Source organism: Bradyrhizobium canariense (assembly GCF_900105125.1).
Taxonomy (GTDB): Bacteria; Pseudomonadota; Alphaproteobacteria; order Rhizobiales; family Xanthobacteraceae; genus Bradyrhizobium; species Bradyrhizobium canariense_A.
The window spans coordinates 2,721,179-2,737,947 of sequence record NZ_LT629750.1 but is presented as its reverse complement, the minus strand read 5'-3'; the positions used below and the strand labels follow the sequence as shown (position 1 = coordinate 2,737,947).

The following is a 16,769-nucleotide window of genomic DNA, read 5'->3' as shown; positions in this document are numbered from 1 at the left end:
ATCTCTCTATTCACGCTAATGAATCGCCTTCGCGACGGCCGCATGAGCATGCTTGTCGATCGCGTCGATAATCTGCGGCCACATCGGGATCGGCAGCGCATGGCCCATGCCTTCGATCATCAGGAGCTTTGCGCCGGGGATCGAGGCCGCAGTGTCCTTGCCACCCTCCGGGCGCACCAGCGGATCAACCGTGCCGTGAATGACGAGCGTCGGCGCCTTGACCGACGCCAGCCGCTCCTTGCGGCTACCCGACGCCAGGATCGCGCGGAGTTGACGCCCGACACCGGCGGGATTGAGCCCGCGCTCATAGGTGCGTTCGGCGCGCGAGCGATCCAGCGCTTCGTCTTCCGGGAAACGGCCGGCGCGCAGCACCTTCCAGGTCTGGGCAAAGCGAACGAAGTATTCTTCCTTGGTGGCCGGCGGCGGCGCCATCAGCACGGCGGACGCCTCGCGGCTGGGCGGCGGCACTTTTGGGTCGCCCGTCGTCGACATGATCGAGGTCAGCGATCGTACCCGCTGCGGAAACGTGATGGCGATCTCCTGGGCGATCATGCCGCCCATCGACGCGCCGACCAGATGCGCGGACGCAATGCCGAGCGCATCCATCAGCCCGATCGTATCCTTTGCCATGTCGGACAGTCGGTAGGGCGCCGCGACCGGGATCTTCAGGAACCGCAACTTTAGCAGTTCGAGCGGCGACAGGCGCTTGCCGCCGGTTAACCTGCTGGACTTGCCGATGTCGCGATTGTCGAAGCGAATGACGCGAAACCCGCGCGCGGCAAGCTGCCGGCAGAAATCGTCATCCCAGTGGATCATCTGGGCGCCCAGCCCCATGATCAGCAGCATCGGTTCGGCGTCGGCATTGCCGAAGATCTCGTAACAAAGATCGATGCCGTTGGCGCGGGCGGTCTGCGGCGGCTGATGGGCGAGCGAGTTCACCGGCTGTTCCCTCGGGGTATTCGGATAGGAGCTCTATGGCACGGTTTCCGGCGCTGCAGAAGGCTTTCCCGCCAATGCGTGCTGTTGACCGGCCAGCCGCAACGGTGTCGTATGAGTGAAAATGGCGAAGGCGAAACAGCCTCGCGATCATGGCGGGGAGGACGCCAATGGCCGACAAAAGCAACGATCCGGTCGCGATCTGGCAGACCATGATCGGCGAGATGGAGAAGGGATTCAATTCCTTCGCCAATCAGGCGATGACCTCGCCGGAATTTAGCAAGTCGATGAACCAGGTCGGCGGTGCGACGGCAGGCGCGCAGAAGCAGCTTGGCGATCTCATGGAGAAATATCTCGTCAGCATGAATCTGCCGAGCCGGGCACAGATGGTCGGCATGGCCGAGCGGTTGCAGTCGATCGAAGGCCAGTTGAACGAGATCAAGGCGATGCTGCATCAGGTGCAGCGCCAGTCCGCAACGGCGGATAACGACTATGCCGGTGCGCCGCGTCCACCGCGCACCAGGCGCCCGCCATCGGCGGATGGAGGGCAAAAATGAACGCCCCCGCAGGCCTCGATCTTGCGTCGATCCCGGAGCGGATCCAGTCCGAGGTGCAGCGCGCGATCCAGCGCAGCATCAAGGGCGTCGAATATTTCTCGACGTCGGGACCGTCGCTGGGTTCGACGCCGAAGGATATCCTTCATGTCCGCGGCACGATGAATCTGTATCACTATCGGCCGGTCGCTGACGAGATCTATCGTGTGCCGATCCTGATCGTGATGGCGACGACCAATCGCGGCTATATCCTCGATATGGTGCCCGGCCAGAGCTTCATCGAGTTTTTGCTCAAGCGCGGCTACGACGTCTACATGCTGGACTGGGCTGCCCCCAGGCCGGAAGAGAAGTCGCTGCGGATGGAGGATTATGTTCTCGACTTCATTCCGGATTGCATTCGTCGCGTGCAGCAGGATTCCGGCGAGACCGACGTCACGGTGATCGGCTATTGCTTCGGCGGCGTGCTGTCGCTGCTTTACGGCTCGATCTTCAACGACGGGCCGATGAAGAATTTGATCTGCTTTACGACGCCGATCGACTTCCGCGAAATGAAGCTGTTCCAGAATTTTTCGGACCGGCGCTATTTCGACGTCGACCGGCTGGTCGATAGTGTCGGCAACGTGCCGCCGGAAATGATCCTTTCGTCGTTCGAGATGCTGCGGCCGGCCTCGCGTGCCGCAAGCCAGGTGCAACTCTGGGAAAACATCTGGAACGACGAGTTCGTCAAGTCCTACCGGATGTTCGATCGCTGGGCGACCGATATGCTGCCGCTGGCGGGCGAGTATTTCCGTGCGATCACCAAGGATCTGATGTGGGACAACAAGCTGTTCAACGACACGATGTCGGTGGGCGGCCGGCCTGCGGATCTGTCCAGGATCACCGTGCCGATCCTGCACGCAGTGGCCGAGCACGATCACATCGTCCCCTATGACGCGGCGAAGCATCTGATTCCGAAGGTCGGCTCGACCGACAAGGAAGAAGTGATGCTGAAAGGCGGTCACGTCAGCCTTGTCGCCGGCGCCAACGCGATCAAGCGGCTGTGGCCGAAACTGGACTCCTGGTTAGGTGGAAGATCGATATGAGTGAAACACGTTCCTATCCGCGGCACGCCAAGACCGATGCCGGCGACATTGAATTCCGCCTGATGTCGCGAACGGACGAAGCCGCCGTGCTCGACTTCGCGCAAAAGCTTCCCGGCCATGATCTTTTGTTCCTGCCGCGCAATATCAGCGAGCCGAAAGTGCTGTCGGCATGGATCAACGAAATCGAGCGCGGCGCGATCAAGAGCCTGCTCGCGGTGAGGGCGGACAAGGTGGTCGGTTGCGGTACGCTGGTGCGTGATCCGCATTCGTGGTCGCCGCATGTCGGCGAGATCCGGATGGTGGTGTCGCTGGATGTTCGCGGCCAGGGCGTGGGGCGGGCGCTGTCGCAGGAAACCTTTGCGCTGGCTTTGGGCGCGGGCCTCGAAAAGCTGTCGGTGCAGATGACGGTCGATCAGCAGGCGGCGATCGCGCTGTTCGAAAGCCTTGGCTTCAAGGCCGAAGCGCTGCTGCGCGACCATGTCCGGGATGTCGACGGCAAGAAGCACGATATTGTCGTGCTCGGACATAACGTGGCGCAGGTCCGGGCCCAGATGGAGGCTTACGGGCTGCCTGGGGCGGTCCAGCACTAGGTGGTGTGGACTCTAAGGATTCCCTTTTAGGAGCAAATCAGATTCAAGGCTTCTTTTTGGGAGGCGGCCTTGGGTGTGATGGATCGGTTGGTTTTGAGCGATGCGGCTTGGGAGCGGATGGCGCCTCTGATTATAGGTCGGCCTGACCAGAAAGGCTCCACCGGGCGCGACAACCGGATGTTCGTGGAAGGTGTGCTGTGGATCGTGCGGACGGGCTCTCCCTGGCGTGATCTTCCGGAAGCGTTCGGGGATTGGAACAGCGTGTTCCGGCGCTTCAGTCGATGGAGCATCAAGGGTGTTTGGTGGCGGATCTTCGAGGCGATGTCCGACGACCCGGATTTCGAATATCTGATCGTCGATTCCACCGTCGTCCGGGCGCATCAGCACGCTGCCGGGGCGAAAAAAGGGGGTCTGAAGATCAGGCGCTTGGCCGCTCGCGCGGCGGCCTGAGCACCAAGATACATCTGGCCGTTCGCGGCCTGGGATGTCCGGTGCGCTTCACGCTTACCGCAGGTCAGAAGGGCGATGCACCGCAAGCCGCCGCATTGATCGAGGGATTGCCCGCCGAGATCGTTATGGCCGATACAGCCTATGACGCCGATCATTTGCGCGAAGCCATCGCCGCCAAGGGAGCGCTCGCCGTCATCCCCAACAACCCGTCACGCGCGCTCAAATATCCGCTCGACAAACATCTCTATGCCCAGCGCCATCTTGTCGAATGCTGCTTCTCCAAGCTCAAGCAATTCCGCCGCGTCGCCACCCGCTTCGAAAAGACCGCTCGAAATTACCTTGCCGTCATCACTCTCGCAGCCATCATCTTATGGATGCGATAAGTGTCCACACCACCTAGCGTTGCCGGTTTCCTGGCCAGATCGCTTCATAATCAGACTTATCACGAATTCGTGATATTGCGATGCAACATAGATATTGCATCGCACCATTAACTATGACAGAACAATTGGGCCCCGGGCCAAATCCGGACGGGGTGAGCCCATAGCTCAAACCTGAGGATGGAGAGACCCCATGACCACCGAAACCAACTCCGTGCTGAACAGCGTCAAGGATGCTTTCGCGCCCGTGACCGATGCCCTCAAGAACCTTGAGGTTCCCGAGGCTGCCCGCGAGTTCGTGAAGAAGACTGCCAATACTGCCAAGGACCGTGCCGCTGACATTCATGCTGGCTCGGAGAAGGTGACCTTCGCGATCGAGACCGCCGTTGCCGGTTCGGTCAGCGAAGTCGCCAAGATCAGCCGCAACATCCAGCAGGCGATCTACCAGGATGCCGAAGCTTTCTTCTCCGGTATCGATAAGCTCGCTTCCGCGAAGTCGCTGAACGAGGCGGTTCAGATCCAGTCCGATCTGGTTCGCGCCAGCGGCGAAGTGTTCGTGTCGCGGGCGAAGTCGACCACCGAATATCTCGGCAAGCTGGTCACCGAAGGTGCCAAGAACGCCCAGGATAACTTCTCGAAGGTCTACAGCAAGACCGCCTGATCGCGATCACCCGGCCAATACTTGTTCGAAGGCTCGCTCAGGCGGGCCTTCTTTTTTTGGCGTAACACTGGCTGGTGCGTGGACGCCCGGCTTGATCTCTACCGTCATTCCGGACGACGCGAAGCGGCGATCCGGAATCTCAAGATTCCGGGTTCGTGCTTCGCACGCCCCGGAATGACGGCGACGGGCACGTCGCGTTATGCTTGAATCCGATCAACTCTGCGGAAGTCTTCATGGCTCTCCCCGCCACATTCGTCATTAACGCTCCCGGCGACGTAGCGCGCGCGGCGGAGCTTCGGCGTGTCAAGGCGCTGGCGACGCTGGTTCTGGCCGCAACGCTGGCGCTGTTCGTCGTGGCGAAGGTGTTGCTGCCGCTGCATCCGGTGTTCGGCTTCGTTGCGGCGTTCGCGGAAGCCGCCACCATCGGTGGCCTCGCAGACTGGTATGCCGTGGTGGCGCTGTTTCGCAGGCCTCTGGGATTGCCGATCCCACACACCGCGATCATCCAGAGCAATCAGCACCGCATCGCGGACAAGCTCGGTGAATTCATCGAGCAGCATTTTCTCGAAGCCGGGCCGGTCGAAGCCAAACTACGCCAGATCGACTTCGGTTCTTTCATCGCCGACTGGCTGCGCGATCGCAAACGCAGCGCCGATCTTGCCCGCTTCGTGCTTCGTCTGTTGCCGGAAGCGGTCTCGGCAACGGAAAACTCTGGCCTGATGACGTTCATCGTCAGGCGCATCACCACGCAATTGCTGTCGATCGATCTCGCGCCGCTGGCCGCAGGCACGCTACGCGCCTTCGTGGCCGAGGGTCGGCATCAGGGATTGCTCGACGATCTCCTGCGCGCCATTCATCAATCGCTGACCCAGCCGGAGACCATGGCGCTCATTCGCGGGAAAATCCGCGATGAATTGCCGACGCTGCTTAAGCTTTATCGCACCGACAAATTTCTGGTGAACAAGATCGTCGCGTCCGCGACTTCATTCTTCGAAGAGGTCCGCAACGATCCCAATCATGCATTTCGCGGCGAGTTCGACCGCATGCTGCTGACGTTCGTGGACCGGCTCGGCAACGATCCGGCCTATGCCGATCGTATCGACGGCTTGAAACGCGATCTGCTGGCGCGGCCCGAACTCGGCGACCTCGCGCGAAACATCTGGTCGAACGCGCGGTCCTTCATCGAACGCAGCGCGGCCGGCGAGACCCAGGTTCTGCAGCATCATCTGGCGCGAATGTTCGCGGAAGCCGGCGAGGCGCTTGCGGGCGATATCGAGTTGCGCGGCGAGATCAACCAGGGCCTGGTGACCGTGTTCAGGAGCTTTATCGCGGATCAGAAAAGCGGCGTATCGAGCTTCATCTCCGATCAGGTCAAGGCGTGGGATATGGGACAGTTGCTACAACTGATCGAAATCAACATCGGCCGGGATCTGCAATACATTCGCTTCAACGGCTCGCTGATCGGCGGCCTTGCCGGACTGGCGCTCTATACCGCTGAATTCCTGTTGCGGTGGCTGTGACTTTTGGACCACGGCAGCCAGTTTAAATGTTGAGGCCCATTGTCTCGTCCGATGTCAGCGGCTTGAATGCAGGAATCGAGGCCCTAGCTTGATTCATGGATATGTTGCGTTGCGGAACGATTTGACGAGGTTTGCGTCTTTCCATTGATCCATTGGCCGGCTGCCGAGACGTAAGGAGCCCGGTCAGAACAGGAGATCCGATGTCCGTCGCCGCGCAGACACTTCACCCGCCGTCCAAGACGCTGATGTTTCTGGAAGGGCGAGCCATCCACGAACTGGGTGCCTTTCTTGGGGCCTTGCCGCTTCTCAGCCTCGCGCCACGAGGCGACGGACACCCGGTATTGGTATTGCCGGGGCTGGTCGCTTCCGACGTCTCGACGCGGCCGTTGCGCGCATTTCTGAAAAGCCGTGGCTATGCGGTCAGCGGCTGGCGTCAGGGCCGCAATCTCGGCCTGCGCGAAGGCGTGCAGCACGCGATGGTCGATCTGGTGCAGGAATTGAGTGACGCCCATGGGCGCAAGATCAGCCTTGTCGGCTGGAGCCTGGGTGGTCTTTACGCACGCCAGCTTGCCAAGATGATGCCGGATCGGGTGCGCTCGGTGATCACGCTCGGCAGCCCGTTTGCCGGCAGTCCGAAGGCGACGAATGCCTGGCGCGTCTATGAGATCGCGAGCGGCCGCCGCGCCGACGAAGAGGATACGCGCTTTGGCGGATCGTTGGCGGATACGCCGCCGGTGCCGACGACCGCGATCTTCAGCCGCACCGACGGCATCTGCGCCTGGCAGGGCTGCATGGAGAAAACCTCGGCGACGTCGGAAAGCATCGAGGTGGAAAGCAGCCATTGCGGCATGGGCCATCATCCAGCGGTGGTCTATGCGGTCGCCGATCGTCTGGCGCAGCCCGAAGGCAAATGGGCGCCGTTCGACCGCAGCGGCTGGCGCAGCGTCGTCTATCCCGATCCCAACAGGTAATCGCATCGCTGGCGCCAAGCCGGCGTTGTCGAGAATCCGAAAAACGCGGTATGCGTTGATACATGCCGCAGCCGCTTGCCCGCATCATCGAACAACTCAAGCGCGAACCTTCGCGCACCGGCTCTATCGTCATCACCGTGTTCGGCGACGCGATCGTGCCGCGTGGCGGTTCGGTCTGGCTCGGAACGCTGCTCGAGTTTTTCAAGGCGCTCGATATCGACAGCGGCGTGGTGCGCACCGCGATGTCGCGGCTTGCCGCCGATGGATGGCTTGAGCGTAATAAAGTCGGCCGCAACAGTTTCTATCGGCTGGTCAAGAAGGGACAGCAGACCTTCGATGCCGCAACCCGGCACATCTACGATCCGCCGCCGTCCGACTGGACCGGGCGTTTCGAACTGCTGCTGATCGGAAACGCCGGGGATCGCGATGCCTCTCGCGATGCGCTGAGGAACGCTGGTTTCGGAAGCCCGCTGCCCGGCGTATGGATCGCGCCATCGGGCGTGCCCGTTCCAGAAGAAGCCGCGGCCGCGATCCGCCTCGAGGTGTCCGCCGAGGACGAGAGCGGCCGGCGGCTGCTCGGCGAAAGCTGGCCGCTCGATCGTACCGCCGACGCTTATCTGAAATTCATGAAAACCTTCGAGCCGTTGCGTGGCTGGATTGTCCGCCGGGAAACCCTGTCGGACGCGGACGCTTTCACCGCGCGAATCCTGCTGATCCACCATTACCGCCGCGTGGTGTTGCGCGACCCGCTGCTGCCGACGGCTTTACTGCCCAAGGATTGGCCGGGCAGGGCGGCGCGCCAGCTCTGCGGCGAAATCTATCGCGGGCTACTTCCACAGTCCGAGCAATGGCTTGACCGCCACGCGACCAACGAACACGGGGCGTTGCCGAAGGCGAATGGCGAGCTGGCGCGACGGTTCGGTGAGACGTAAATATGTTACAAAAATAACTTGTTTTTTATAATTTATGTTATACGTTGGTGCCAAGAAATCGTGGGAGGCCGGCCATGTACACGCAAGCGCTCAACACGTCGGACGCCGAAGACCGCAACATCGAGGATGCCGGCCGCGCTGCGCAGTTTCAGGCGCGTATCGATGTTGACGATCGCATCGAGCCGAATGACTGGATGCCGGCGGCCTATCGCAAGACGCTGACGCGGCAGATTTCCCAGCACGCCCATTCCGAAATTGTCGGCATGCTTCCCGAAGGCAATTGGATCACGCGGGCGCCATCGCTGCGCCGCAAGGCTGCGCTGCTCGCCAAGGTGCAGGACGAATGCGGCCACGGACTTTATCTTTACGCCGCCGCTGAGACGCTCGGCACCTCGCGCGAGGAACTGGTCGATTTGATGCTCGCCGGCAAAGCCAAATATTCCTCGATTTTCAATTATCCGACGCTGACCTGGGCTGACATCGGCGCGATCGGCTGGCTGGTCGATGGCGCGGCGATCATGAATCAGATTCCGCTATGCCGCTGCTCGTATGGACCCTATGCGCGCGCGATGATCCGGGTTTGCAAGGAAGAGTCTTTTCATCAGCGCCAGGGTTATGAGATCATGCTGACGCTGTCGCGCGGCACCGAGGAGCAGAAGGCGATGGCGCAGAGCGCGCTCGATCGCTGGTGGTGGCCGGTGCTGATGATGTTCGGTCCGCCTGACAAAGCGAGCCAGCACAGCGACACCTCGACCAAATGGAAGATCAAGCGGTTCTCGAACGACGAACTGCGCCAGAAATTCGTCGACGCCACGGTGCCGCAGGCGCAGTATCTCGGCCTTACCATTCCCGACCCCGGCATGAAGCAGAACGCGGCGGGAAACTGGGAGTATAGCGCGATCGACTGGAACGAATTCAATCAGGTGCTGGCCGGCAACGGCCCGTGCAACCGCGATCGTCTGGCCGCGCGCCGCAAGGCGCATGATGAAGGCGCCTGGGTGCGCGAGGCCGCGCAAGCCTATGCCGAGAAACGCCGGCAACGGCAGGCCGCGTAAGCTGAACTCAAGGGAGGTCATGATGGCCACACCGAACAGTCCGCTCTGGGAAGTCTTTATTCGCAGCCGCAACGGCCTTGCGCATAAGCATGTCGGCTCGCTGCATGCGACCGATGCGACGCTGGCGCTACAGGCCGCTCGCGATATCTACACGCGGCGCGGCGAGGGGCTGTCGATCTGGGTGGTGCCGTCGAATGCGATCACCGCGTCTGATCCGTCCGAGAAGGGCATGATGTTCGAACCGGCGGAATCCAAGATCTATCGCCATCCGACTTTCTATGACGTGCCGGACGAAGTCGGACATATGTGATTTTCTTCCTCATGGTGAGGCCGGTTCACAGCACGGAAACCGTCATTGCGAGCCAACGGGTCGCGCGAATGCGCGCCCGATGACAGGCTCCGCGAAGCAATCCATAGGGCCTCAAAGCAAAGGCTGGATTGCTTCGTCGCTTCGCTCCTCGCAATGACAACGATATTGTTAGCTTAGGCAAGTTGGAAAACATGGCTGTCGCGTCCATTGCCGTCACCGAAACCCCACTGGTGCTGTACACGCTGCGTCGCGCCGACGATGCGCTGATTCTGGGGCATCGGCTGTCGGAATGGTGCGGTCACGCGCCGATGCTGGAAGAGGACATGGCACTTGCCAATATGGGTCTCGATCTGCTCGGCCAGGCGCGCGAGCTCTACGGTTATGCCGCAAAGGTCGAAGGCAACGGTAACGACGAGGACAAATTCGCTTACCTCCGTGACGTCAGGCAGTACCGCAACCTGCTGCTGGTGGAACAGCCGAACGGCGATTTCGCGCAGACCATGGTGCGACAGTTCTTCTATGCCGCTTTCGCCGATCTCTACTGGCGCGCGATGATGAAGTCGAGCGACCCGACACTCGCAGCGATCGCCGCCAAATCCGAAAAGGAAAGCGCCTATCATCTAAGGCATTCGTCGGAATGGATCGTCCGCCTTGGTGACGGCACCGAGGAAAGCCATCGTCGTGCGCAAACGGCGATCGACCTTCTCTGGGCTTACACCGGCGAGATGTTCCATGTCGACGGCAGCGAACGCGGCCTGATCGATGCCGGCATTGCGATCGATCCTGCGGCGTTGCGTCCGCAGTGGCTCAAGACCGTTTCCGAAATCGTAAGCGAAGCGACACTTGTTTTGCCCAAAAGCGACTGGATGCAGCAGGGCGGCCGCGATGGCCGGCACAGCGAGCATCTCGGTCATCTGCTCAGCGAACTTCAATCGATGCAGCGCACGTTTCCGGGTGCCACATGGTGACCACGACACTCAGCGATAGCGAATTGCGGCAGCGCGCATGGGACACTGCGGCGCAAGTCGTCGATCCCGAGATTCCGGTTCTCACCATCGCCGATCTCGGCGTGCTCCGCGACGTCGCGGTGAGCGATGGTCACGTCGAGGTCGCGATCACGCCGACCTATTCCGGCTGCCCGGCGATGAACATGATTGCGCTCGAAATCGAACTGGCGCTGGAGCGCGAAGGGTTTCGCCAGCCGAAAATTCGCACCGTGCTGTCGCCGGCCTGGACCACGGACTGGATGAGCGACGACGGCCGCCGCAAGCTCCACGACTATGGCATCGCGCCGCCGCAGGCTGGAAGCGGGCGCCGCGCCCTGTTCGGCGAACAGCAGGTGGCGTGTCCGCAATGCGGCTCTGGGGATACCGAAGTGCTCTCCGAATTCGGCTCGACCTCCTGCAAGGCGCTGTGGCGCTGCAAGAGCTGCCGCGAGCCGTTCGATTACTTTAAGTGCCATTGAGATCAGTCGCTCCATCCCGTCATTGCGAGCGAAGCGAAGCAATCCAGAGCCGCAAAACAAAGTAAGAGTGGATTGCTTCGTCGCTTCGCTCCTCGCAATGACGGGAAGTGAAGTTAAAGTAGAGAACAAAACTTTCGATGTCCTATGCACCACGTTTCCATCGTCTGGCGGTCAACGATCTGCGCCGTGAGGCGCCCGATGCGGTATCGCTGACGTTTACGATTCCCCAAGAGCTGGCGGACGATTACAGCTTCGCGCCCGGGCAGTACCTGACCTTGCGCATGACCATGGACGGCGAGGAAGTCCGCCGCTCCTATTCGATCTGCTCCGGGCCCGACGACGGCGAGCTGCGCATCGCGGTGAAGAAGGTCGATGGCGGCGCGTTTTCGAGCTGGGCTGCCGACGAGTTGAAAGCCGGCGACGAACTGGACGTGATGACGCCGACCGGCCGTTTCGGCGTCGCGCCCGCGCCCGGCGAGGCGCGGGTCTATGTCGGCTTTGCCGCGGGCTCCGGCATCACGCCGATCCTGTCGATCGTCAAAGGTGTGCTGGCGCGCGAACCCGATAGCCGGTTCTTTCTGTTCTATGGCAATCGTTCGACCGGTGGCATGCTGTTTCGTGAAGCGCTGGAGGAACTGAAAGACCGCTTCATGCAGCGACTGTCGGTATTCCACGTCATTTCAGGCGAAGAACAGGATATCCCGATCTTGCATGGCAGGCTCGATGGCGAGAAGGTGAGGGTGCTGTTGCGCTCGCTGGTCCCGGCGTCGAGCGTCGATCATGTCTTTATTTGCGGCCCGACCGGCATGAGCGAGGACATCGAGACGACCTGCCGCGACATCGACATTTCGGAAGACCGTATTCATGTCGAGCGCTTTGTTTCCGGCTTAGGCGGCAAGCCGCGCGCCAAAGCCATCGTACCGATAAGCGCGCCGCCAAAGGCAGTGGCCTCGCTCGTCATTGACGGCAAGCGCCGCGAGGTGCCGGTCGCGGAAGGGGAGTCCATTCTCGATGCCGCCTTGCGCGCCGGCATGGATCTGCCATTCGCCTGCAAGGGCGGCATGTGCTCGACCTGCCGCGCCAAGCTCGTCGAGGGCGATGCCGAGATGGAGGTGAACTATTCGCTCGAGCCGTGGGAGCTCGAGGCGGGATTCATTCTCACCTGCCAGGCGCGGCCGGTGTCGGAAAAGGTCGTGGTGGATTACGACCATGTCTAGGTGGGCGGGCGCGATCTAGATCTTCGGCGGTGGCGCCGAGCCCAGGATGCCCTCGATGGAAAGCCCGAGCGCCAGCAGCTTCGTATCGCTGCCGACGGGACCATCGATCTCGAGTCCGACCGGCAGGCCGCCCGGCGTCATGCCTGCGAATAACGACAGGCCGGGAATGCCGGCATTGCTGCCAGGGTCGGTGTTGCGGATCATGGTGTCGAACGTTGGCACCGGCTCATCGCCATTGATCGACATTTCGCCCGATCCTTTCTCCGTGTGGATCGCCGGGGCCGGAGCAACCGTGGTCGGAAACAGGATGCCGTCCAGATTGTTGTCGTGGAAATACGTCTCGTACATCTTCTGCAGCGCCGGCCGCTGTACCGTGATGGCATCCTGGTAGGCGGCGCCGAAGGCATCGGCGGTGATGGCGCCGAATGCGCCCTTGACGTCGGGGCTGGCGATCTTAGCGGCAATGTCGGCCAGCGTGATGCCCTCGATGCCGGAAGCCTTGAGATAGGCGGCGATATCGTCGATCGGTTCATGCAGTGCGACCGGGAACGAGACCTTGGCATTCTGTTCGAACAGTCCGGCGATATCGGCATCGACCAGAACGACCCCGGCATCCCTGAGTTTCGCGCGCGCAGCCCTGGCGACGGCTTCTACATCGCGATCAAGCCCGCTCCAGAACGCGGCGGGAATGCCAAGCCGCTTGCCGCGCAGTGGCTCCGCTTCGGCCATCGGAGTGCCGGTAATGACGGAGTCGAGTAACGCCACATCCGCGACCGTGCGGCCCATCGGCCCAACGGTGTCGCGGGTATGACTGATCGGAACCACCATGTTGGCATCGTGGTAGCGCCGTTGCGCGCCACCGTTGCCGACCGACGGTCGCAGCCCGACGGTACCGGTCAGCGCCGCCGGTACGCGGGTCGAACCGCCAGTATCGGATCCCAGCCCGCAAGTAGTGATGCGCGCAGCGATCGCCGCTGACGTTCCACCTGATGAGCCACCGGGAATCCGGGTCTTGTCATAGGGATTTCTCACGGGCCCTGCGAATGACGAGAGATTGGTGCTGGTTATCCCGAACGCGAGCTCATGCATGTTGGTTTTGCCGATGATGATGGCGCCGGCGTCCAGCAATTTCTGCAGCGACGGCGCATTCCCTGTCGGTCGCGCGTTCTGCAGCGCCGGGGTGCCGCCCGACGTCGGCATGTCATCGGTATTGATGTTGTCCTTGACGACAACGGGCAGACCGGCGAGGGGGCCGGTCTTCTTGCCCTCATCGACCTGAGCCGCTGCCGCCAGCGCCCCATCCCTGTTCAGGATAATGAATGCGTTGAGGTCTTTAAGTTGCTCCGCGCGTTCGAGCGCCGCCCGCACGGCGCTGACGGCAGTCGTCTTTTTGCTGCGGATGGAAGCGACGATCTCGGCCGCGGTAGGAGAACTGGAATCGGCCATTGCTGAACTCACTTTCCGAGAGAACGAAGTGCCGCACCGGCGACGGCCTTTGACGATATCAGGACATCGCGGCGCGAGAGAGACTTGTGGTCATGGACGCCTCCCGATTTGGAGTGGCCTGATATTTATCCCTTCGGCCGCTTGTCGAACACCCGCCTGGCCTTGCCCAGCGAACGCTCCAGCGTTTCCGGCGCAACCACCCTGATCTGCGTGCTGATGCCGATGGTGTTCTTGATAAAGGTCGAAACCTTCTCGGCATGAGCGGTCAAGCCGCTGCCGTCCCAGCTTTCCGGCCGCGCTTCCGCCAGCACCGTCATCTCGTCCATGCGGCCTTCGCGCGTCAGCTCGATGATGAAGTGGCCGCCGCACCAGTCGGTGGCGAGCAATACCTCCTCGATCTGGGTCGGGAACACATTGACGCCGCGCAGGATGATCATGTCGTCGGAACGCCCGGTGACCTTTTCCATGCGCCGCATGCCCGGCCGCGCGGTGCCTGGCAACAACCGCGTCAGATCGCGGGTGCGATAGCGGATGATCGGAAACGCTTCCTTGGTCAGCGAGGTAAAAACCAGCTCGCCCTTTTCGCCGTCGGGCAGCACTTGGCCGGTCTCGGGATCGATCACCTCCGGATAGAAGTGGTCTTCCCAGACGTGCAGGCCGTCCTTGGTCTCCACGCATTCCTGCGCGACGCCGGGGCCGATCACTTCCGACAATCCGTAAATATCGGTGGCGTCCATGTCGAACGCCGCCTCGATCTCGGCGCGCATCGCGTTGGTCCAGGGCTCGGCGCCGAAAATGCCGAACTTCAGTGACGATTTGCGCGGGTCGAGACCCTGTTTCTTGAACTCGTCCAGGATCGCCAGCATGTAGCTCGGCGTCACCGTGATGATGTCGGGCTTGAAGTCGTTGATGAGTTGCACCTGCCGCTCGGTCATGCCGCCGGAAACCGGCACCACCGTGCAGCCCAGCCGCTCCGCGCCGTAATGCGCGCCAAGGCCGCCGGTGAACAGGCCATAGCCATAGGCGTTGTGCATGATCATGCCGGTGCGGCCGCCAGCGGCGCGGATCGAGCGGGCCATCATGTCCGACCACATATCGATATCGGCCCTGGTATATCCGACCACGATCGGTTTGCCTGTCGTGCCGGATGAGGCGTGGACGCGGACCAGCTTCTCGCGCGGCACCGCGAACATGTTGAACGGGTAATTGTCGCGCAGGTCGGTCTTCACCGTGAACGGAAATTTGGCGAGATCCGCGAGCTGCTTGAAGTCGGATGGATGCACGCCGGCCTTGTCGAAGGCGTTTTTGTAGTGCGCGACGTTGGCATAGGCGTGCGCCAGCGACCAAGCGAGGCGTTTTGTTTGCAACGCCATGATCTCGTCGCGGGAGGCGCGCTCGGTCTCATCCATTTCGGCGTTGTAACCGCTTCCCTGGTTGGTCGAAGCCATCGCGTTTCCCTGAAATCAAATTTTAGTTGGTGTCGGTCTCTGCCGGCAGCCATGTCCCGCTGATGGCGCGGGAATGGCCGCGAAATTCTGCGATCACGGTATCATCAACGGTGACGCGCACATCATAGATGCCGGACCGCCCGCTGCGGGAAATTTCCTTCGCCGTTGCGACCAGCCGGTCGCCGAGCTTGCCCGGCCGGATGAAGGTGATGTTGCCCTGGGCCGCGACGACGCGGTCATTATGGGTGTTACAGGCAAAAGCGAACGCCGAATCCGCCAGCGTAAAGATGAAACCGCCATGGGCGATCCGCTGGCCGTTGACCATGTGCGGCTGGACGGTCATCGCCAGCGTCGCCTGGCCCGGCTTGATCTCGAGGATCTCCATGCCGAGGCCTTGGCTGGCGTCGTCTTCCTTCCACATCGCGTCGGCACAGGCGCGTGCGAGGTCATCTGGCGACAGCGTGGCCTTGACGTTCACAGCGGTCTCCCCGCAGTTCCAGACGGATCCAAGACGTTCTCCCTGAGTTGGCCCTGCCGAAGCCACCAGGACGGGTGCTTTCAGGTCCGTAAGCCACGGGCTTGTTGGAACAAGCCTCTTGAACTAAGCGATTAGTCAGCTAGTCATGATGCGAAGCGACCATGGTGTCAACGATCCCAATGGGCGTCAAATCGCGTTCGAAAAGTCTGGAATGTCCATGGCGTCAGCCCCCAAAATATCGGACGGTTTGCCCGTAGCCGTCGAGGCGCGCTGTGTCCGTCTGCTGGCGAAGGCCGACGATCCGGCTTCGCTGGCGCCGGTGGTCGAGCGCCGCGTGTTGTCACGGGCCGCCAACGAGGTGCTGATCGAGGTCAAGGCGGCGGCGGTCAATCCGTCCGACGTGAAGGCCGCCACCGGCCTGATGCCTTACGCCGTTTTCCCGCGCACATCCGGCCGCGACTACGCCGGCTGTGTGATCGATGGCCCGGCCGGCTGGGTCGGGCGCGAGGTATTCGGCTCATCGGGCGATCTTGGAATCCGGCGCGACGGTACGCACGCCACGCATCTTGCCGTCGAGGCCGATGCCGTGGTGGAGAAACCGAAAAACCTGTCGTGGGAGGAGGCCGCCGGTATCGGTGTTCCCTTCGTGACCGCGATGGAGGGCCTTCGCCGTGCCGGCATACCTGGGAACAACGAAACCGTGCTGGTCATGGGCGTCAACGGCAAGGTCGGTCAGGCCGCGACTCAAATCGCAACGTGGCACGGCGCGCGCGTCATCGGCGTGGTGCGCAAGAGCGAACCCTACGAAGGTCATGCCAATTCAAACGTCGAGATCATCGATGCCTCGGTAGTCGATGTCGCGGCCTGCGTTCGCGAGCTAACGGAAGGCAAGGGCGCCGATATCGTTTTCAACACTGTCGGCGATCCCTATTTCCAGGCGGCGCACAAATCGCTGGCTTTGCGCGGCCGTCAGATCCTGATCGCGACCATCGAACGGACCGTGCCATTCAACATTCTGGAATTCTATCGCGGCCAGCATACGTACGTCGGCATCGATACGCTGGGACTTTCGTCGATTGCGACCGGCGCGGTGCTCAGGGAGCTCGGTCCCGGTTTTGCCAGTGGTCATCTCAAGCCGTTCCCGATCAAGGCTGATGCCATCCGTCCGCTGGAAGAAGCCAAGGCTGCGTTTCTCGCGGTCGCGGGTTCGTCACGGGATCGCGTCATCCTGCGGCCGTCGTGATAGAGTTGTTTCAAAAGCCCAGGGACGAACC

General features: G+C 61.7%; 18 protein-coding genes. 14 read left to right on the top strand and 4 right to left on the bottom strand.

The genetic code is table 11. The features are described from left to right. Positions 1–15: 15 nt before the first annotated feature. A complete protein-coding gene (locus tag BLV09_RS13075) occupies positions 16–939 on the bottom strand; it encodes an alpha/beta fold hydrolase (protein WP_146687600.1) in 924 nt (307 codons plus the stop codon). A gap of 167 nt (positions 940–1,106) precedes the next feature. On the opposite strand from BLV09_RS13075, the gene BLV09_RS13070 reads away from it, so the two are divergent. The 13 genes from BLV09_RS13070 to paaE all read left to right on the top strand — a co-directional run bounded on the left by BLV09_RS13070 (position 1,107) and on the right by paaE (position 12,123). Then, on the top strand, positions 1,107–1,493 hold the full coding sequence (locus BLV09_RS13070; RefSeq protein ID WP_146687599.1) for a hypothetical protein: 387 nt from the start codon (positions 1,107–1,109) through the stop codon (positions 1,491–1,493). Beyond that, positions 1,490–2,572 (top strand): alpha/beta fold hydrolase, encoded by a 1,083-nt coding sequence (locus BLV09_RS13065; RefSeq protein ID WP_146687598.1) that lies wholly within the window; start codon positions 1,490–1,492, stop codon positions 2,570–2,572. Before BLV09_RS13070 ends, BLV09_RS13065 begins: the two co-directional genes overlap by 4 nt. Further along, positions 2,569–3,162: a GNAT family N-acetyltransferase gene (locus BLV09_RS13060; protein ID WP_146687597.1), complete on the top strand. Its 594-nt coding sequence runs from the start codon at positions 2,569–2,571 to the stop codon at positions 3,160–3,162. The genes BLV09_RS13065 and BLV09_RS13060 overlap by 4 nt, the downstream gene beginning before the upstream one ends. Positions 3,163–3,231: 69 nt before the next feature. Further along, positions 3,232–3,995 (top strand): IS5 family transposase gene (locus BLV09_RS13055; protein ID WP_146686312.1). Its coding sequence is split into 2 segments (ribosomal slippage): positions 3,232–3,567 and positions 3,570–3,995, totalling 762 coding nucleotides; the frame shifts between segments, so codons are not numbered across the junction. Between the two features lie 190 nt (positions 3,996–4,185). Then, a complete protein-coding gene (locus tag BLV09_RS13050) occupies positions 4,186–4,653 on the top strand; it encodes a phasin (RefSeq protein WP_146687596.1) in 468 nt (155 codons plus the stop codon). Positions 4,654–4,886: 233 nt separating this feature from the next. Next, a complete protein-coding gene (locus BLV09_RS13045) occupies positions 4,887–6,173 on the top strand; it encodes a DUF445 domain-containing protein (protein WP_146687595.1) in 1,287 nt (428 codons plus the stop codon). A 200-nt stretch (positions 6,174–6,373) separates the two neighbouring features. Next, complete coding sequence (locus BLV09_RS13040) at positions 6,374–7,144, top strand: esterase/lipase family protein (RefSeq protein WP_146687594.1); 771 nt, start codon at positions 6,374–6,376, stop codon at positions 7,142–7,144. Positions 7,145–7,206: 62 nt separating this feature from the next. Continuing rightward, the gene (gene paaX, locus BLV09_RS13035) at positions 7,207–8,076 is read left to right on the top strand and encodes a phenylacetic acid degradation operon negative regulatory protein PaaX (protein ID WP_146687593.1); all 870 of its coding nucleotides are present in this window, start codon (positions 7,207–7,209) and stop codon (positions 8,074–8,076) included. A 74-nt stretch (positions 8,077–8,150) separates the two neighbouring features. Next, positions 8,151–9,131: a 1,2-phenylacetyl-CoA epoxidase subunit PaaA gene (paaA, locus tag BLV09_RS13030; RefSeq protein WP_146687592.1), complete on the top strand. Its 981-nt coding sequence runs from the start codon at positions 8,151–8,153 to the stop codon at positions 9,129–9,131. Positions 9,132–9,153: 22 nt separating this feature from the next. Then, the gene (gene paaB, locus BLV09_RS13025; RefSeq protein ID WP_100380669.1) at positions 9,154–9,441 is read left to right on the top strand and encodes a 1,2-phenylacetyl-CoA epoxidase subunit PaaB; all 288 of its coding nucleotides are present in this window, start codon (positions 9,154–9,156) and stop codon (positions 9,439–9,441) included. A 191-nt stretch (positions 9,442–9,632) separates the two neighbouring features. Further along, positions 9,633–10,409 (top strand): 1,2-phenylacetyl-CoA epoxidase subunit PaaC, encoded by a 777-nt coding sequence (gene paaC / locus BLV09_RS13020; protein ID WP_146687591.1) that lies wholly within the window; start codon positions 9,633–9,635, stop codon positions 10,407–10,409. Next, a complete protein-coding gene (gene paaD / locus BLV09_RS13015; RefSeq protein WP_146687590.1) occupies positions 10,403–10,906 on the top strand; it encodes a 1,2-phenylacetyl-CoA epoxidase subunit PaaD in 504 nt (167 codons plus the stop codon). The genes paaC and paaD overlap by 7 nt, the downstream gene beginning before the upstream one ends. A gap of 137 nt (positions 10,907–11,043) precedes the next feature. Next, a complete protein-coding gene (gene paaE, locus BLV09_RS13010) occupies positions 11,044–12,123 on the top strand; it encodes a 1,2-phenylacetyl-CoA epoxidase subunit PaaE (protein ID WP_146687589.1) in 1,080 nt (359 codons plus the stop codon). 15 nt (positions 12,124–12,138) lie between these two features. On the opposite strand, the gene iaaH is transcribed toward paaE, so the two are convergent. The 3 genes from iaaH to paaI all read right to left on the bottom strand — a co-directional run bounded on the left by iaaH (position 12,139) and on the right by paaI (position 15,495). After that, positions 12,139–13,569, bottom strand: coding sequence for an indoleacetamide hydrolase (gene iaaH, locus BLV09_RS13005; RefSeq protein WP_146687588.1), 1,431 nt, complete (start codon positions 13,567–13,569; stop codon positions 12,139–12,141). Between the two features lie 125 nt (positions 13,570–13,694). After that, on the bottom strand, positions 13,695–15,017 hold the full coding sequence (gene paaK, locus BLV09_RS13000) for a phenylacetate--CoA ligase PaaK (RefSeq protein ID WP_146687587.1): 1,323 nt from the start codon (positions 15,015–15,017) through the stop codon (positions 13,695–13,697). A 22-nt stretch (positions 15,018–15,039) separates the two neighbouring features. After that, positions 15,040–15,495, bottom strand: coding sequence for a hydroxyphenylacetyl-CoA thioesterase PaaI (paaI, locus tag BLV09_RS12995; protein WP_167558715.1), 456 nt, complete (start codon positions 15,493–15,495; stop codon positions 15,040–15,042). Between the two features lie 217 nt (positions 15,496–15,712). On the opposite strand from paaI, the gene BLV09_RS12990 reads away from it, so the two are divergent. Continuing rightward, the gene (locus BLV09_RS12990; protein ID WP_146687586.1) at positions 15,713–16,738 is read left to right on the top strand and encodes a quinone oxidoreductase family protein; all 1,026 of its coding nucleotides are present in this window, start codon (positions 15,713–15,715) and stop codon (positions 16,736–16,738) included. Positions 16,739–16,769 lie beyond the last annotated feature (31 nt).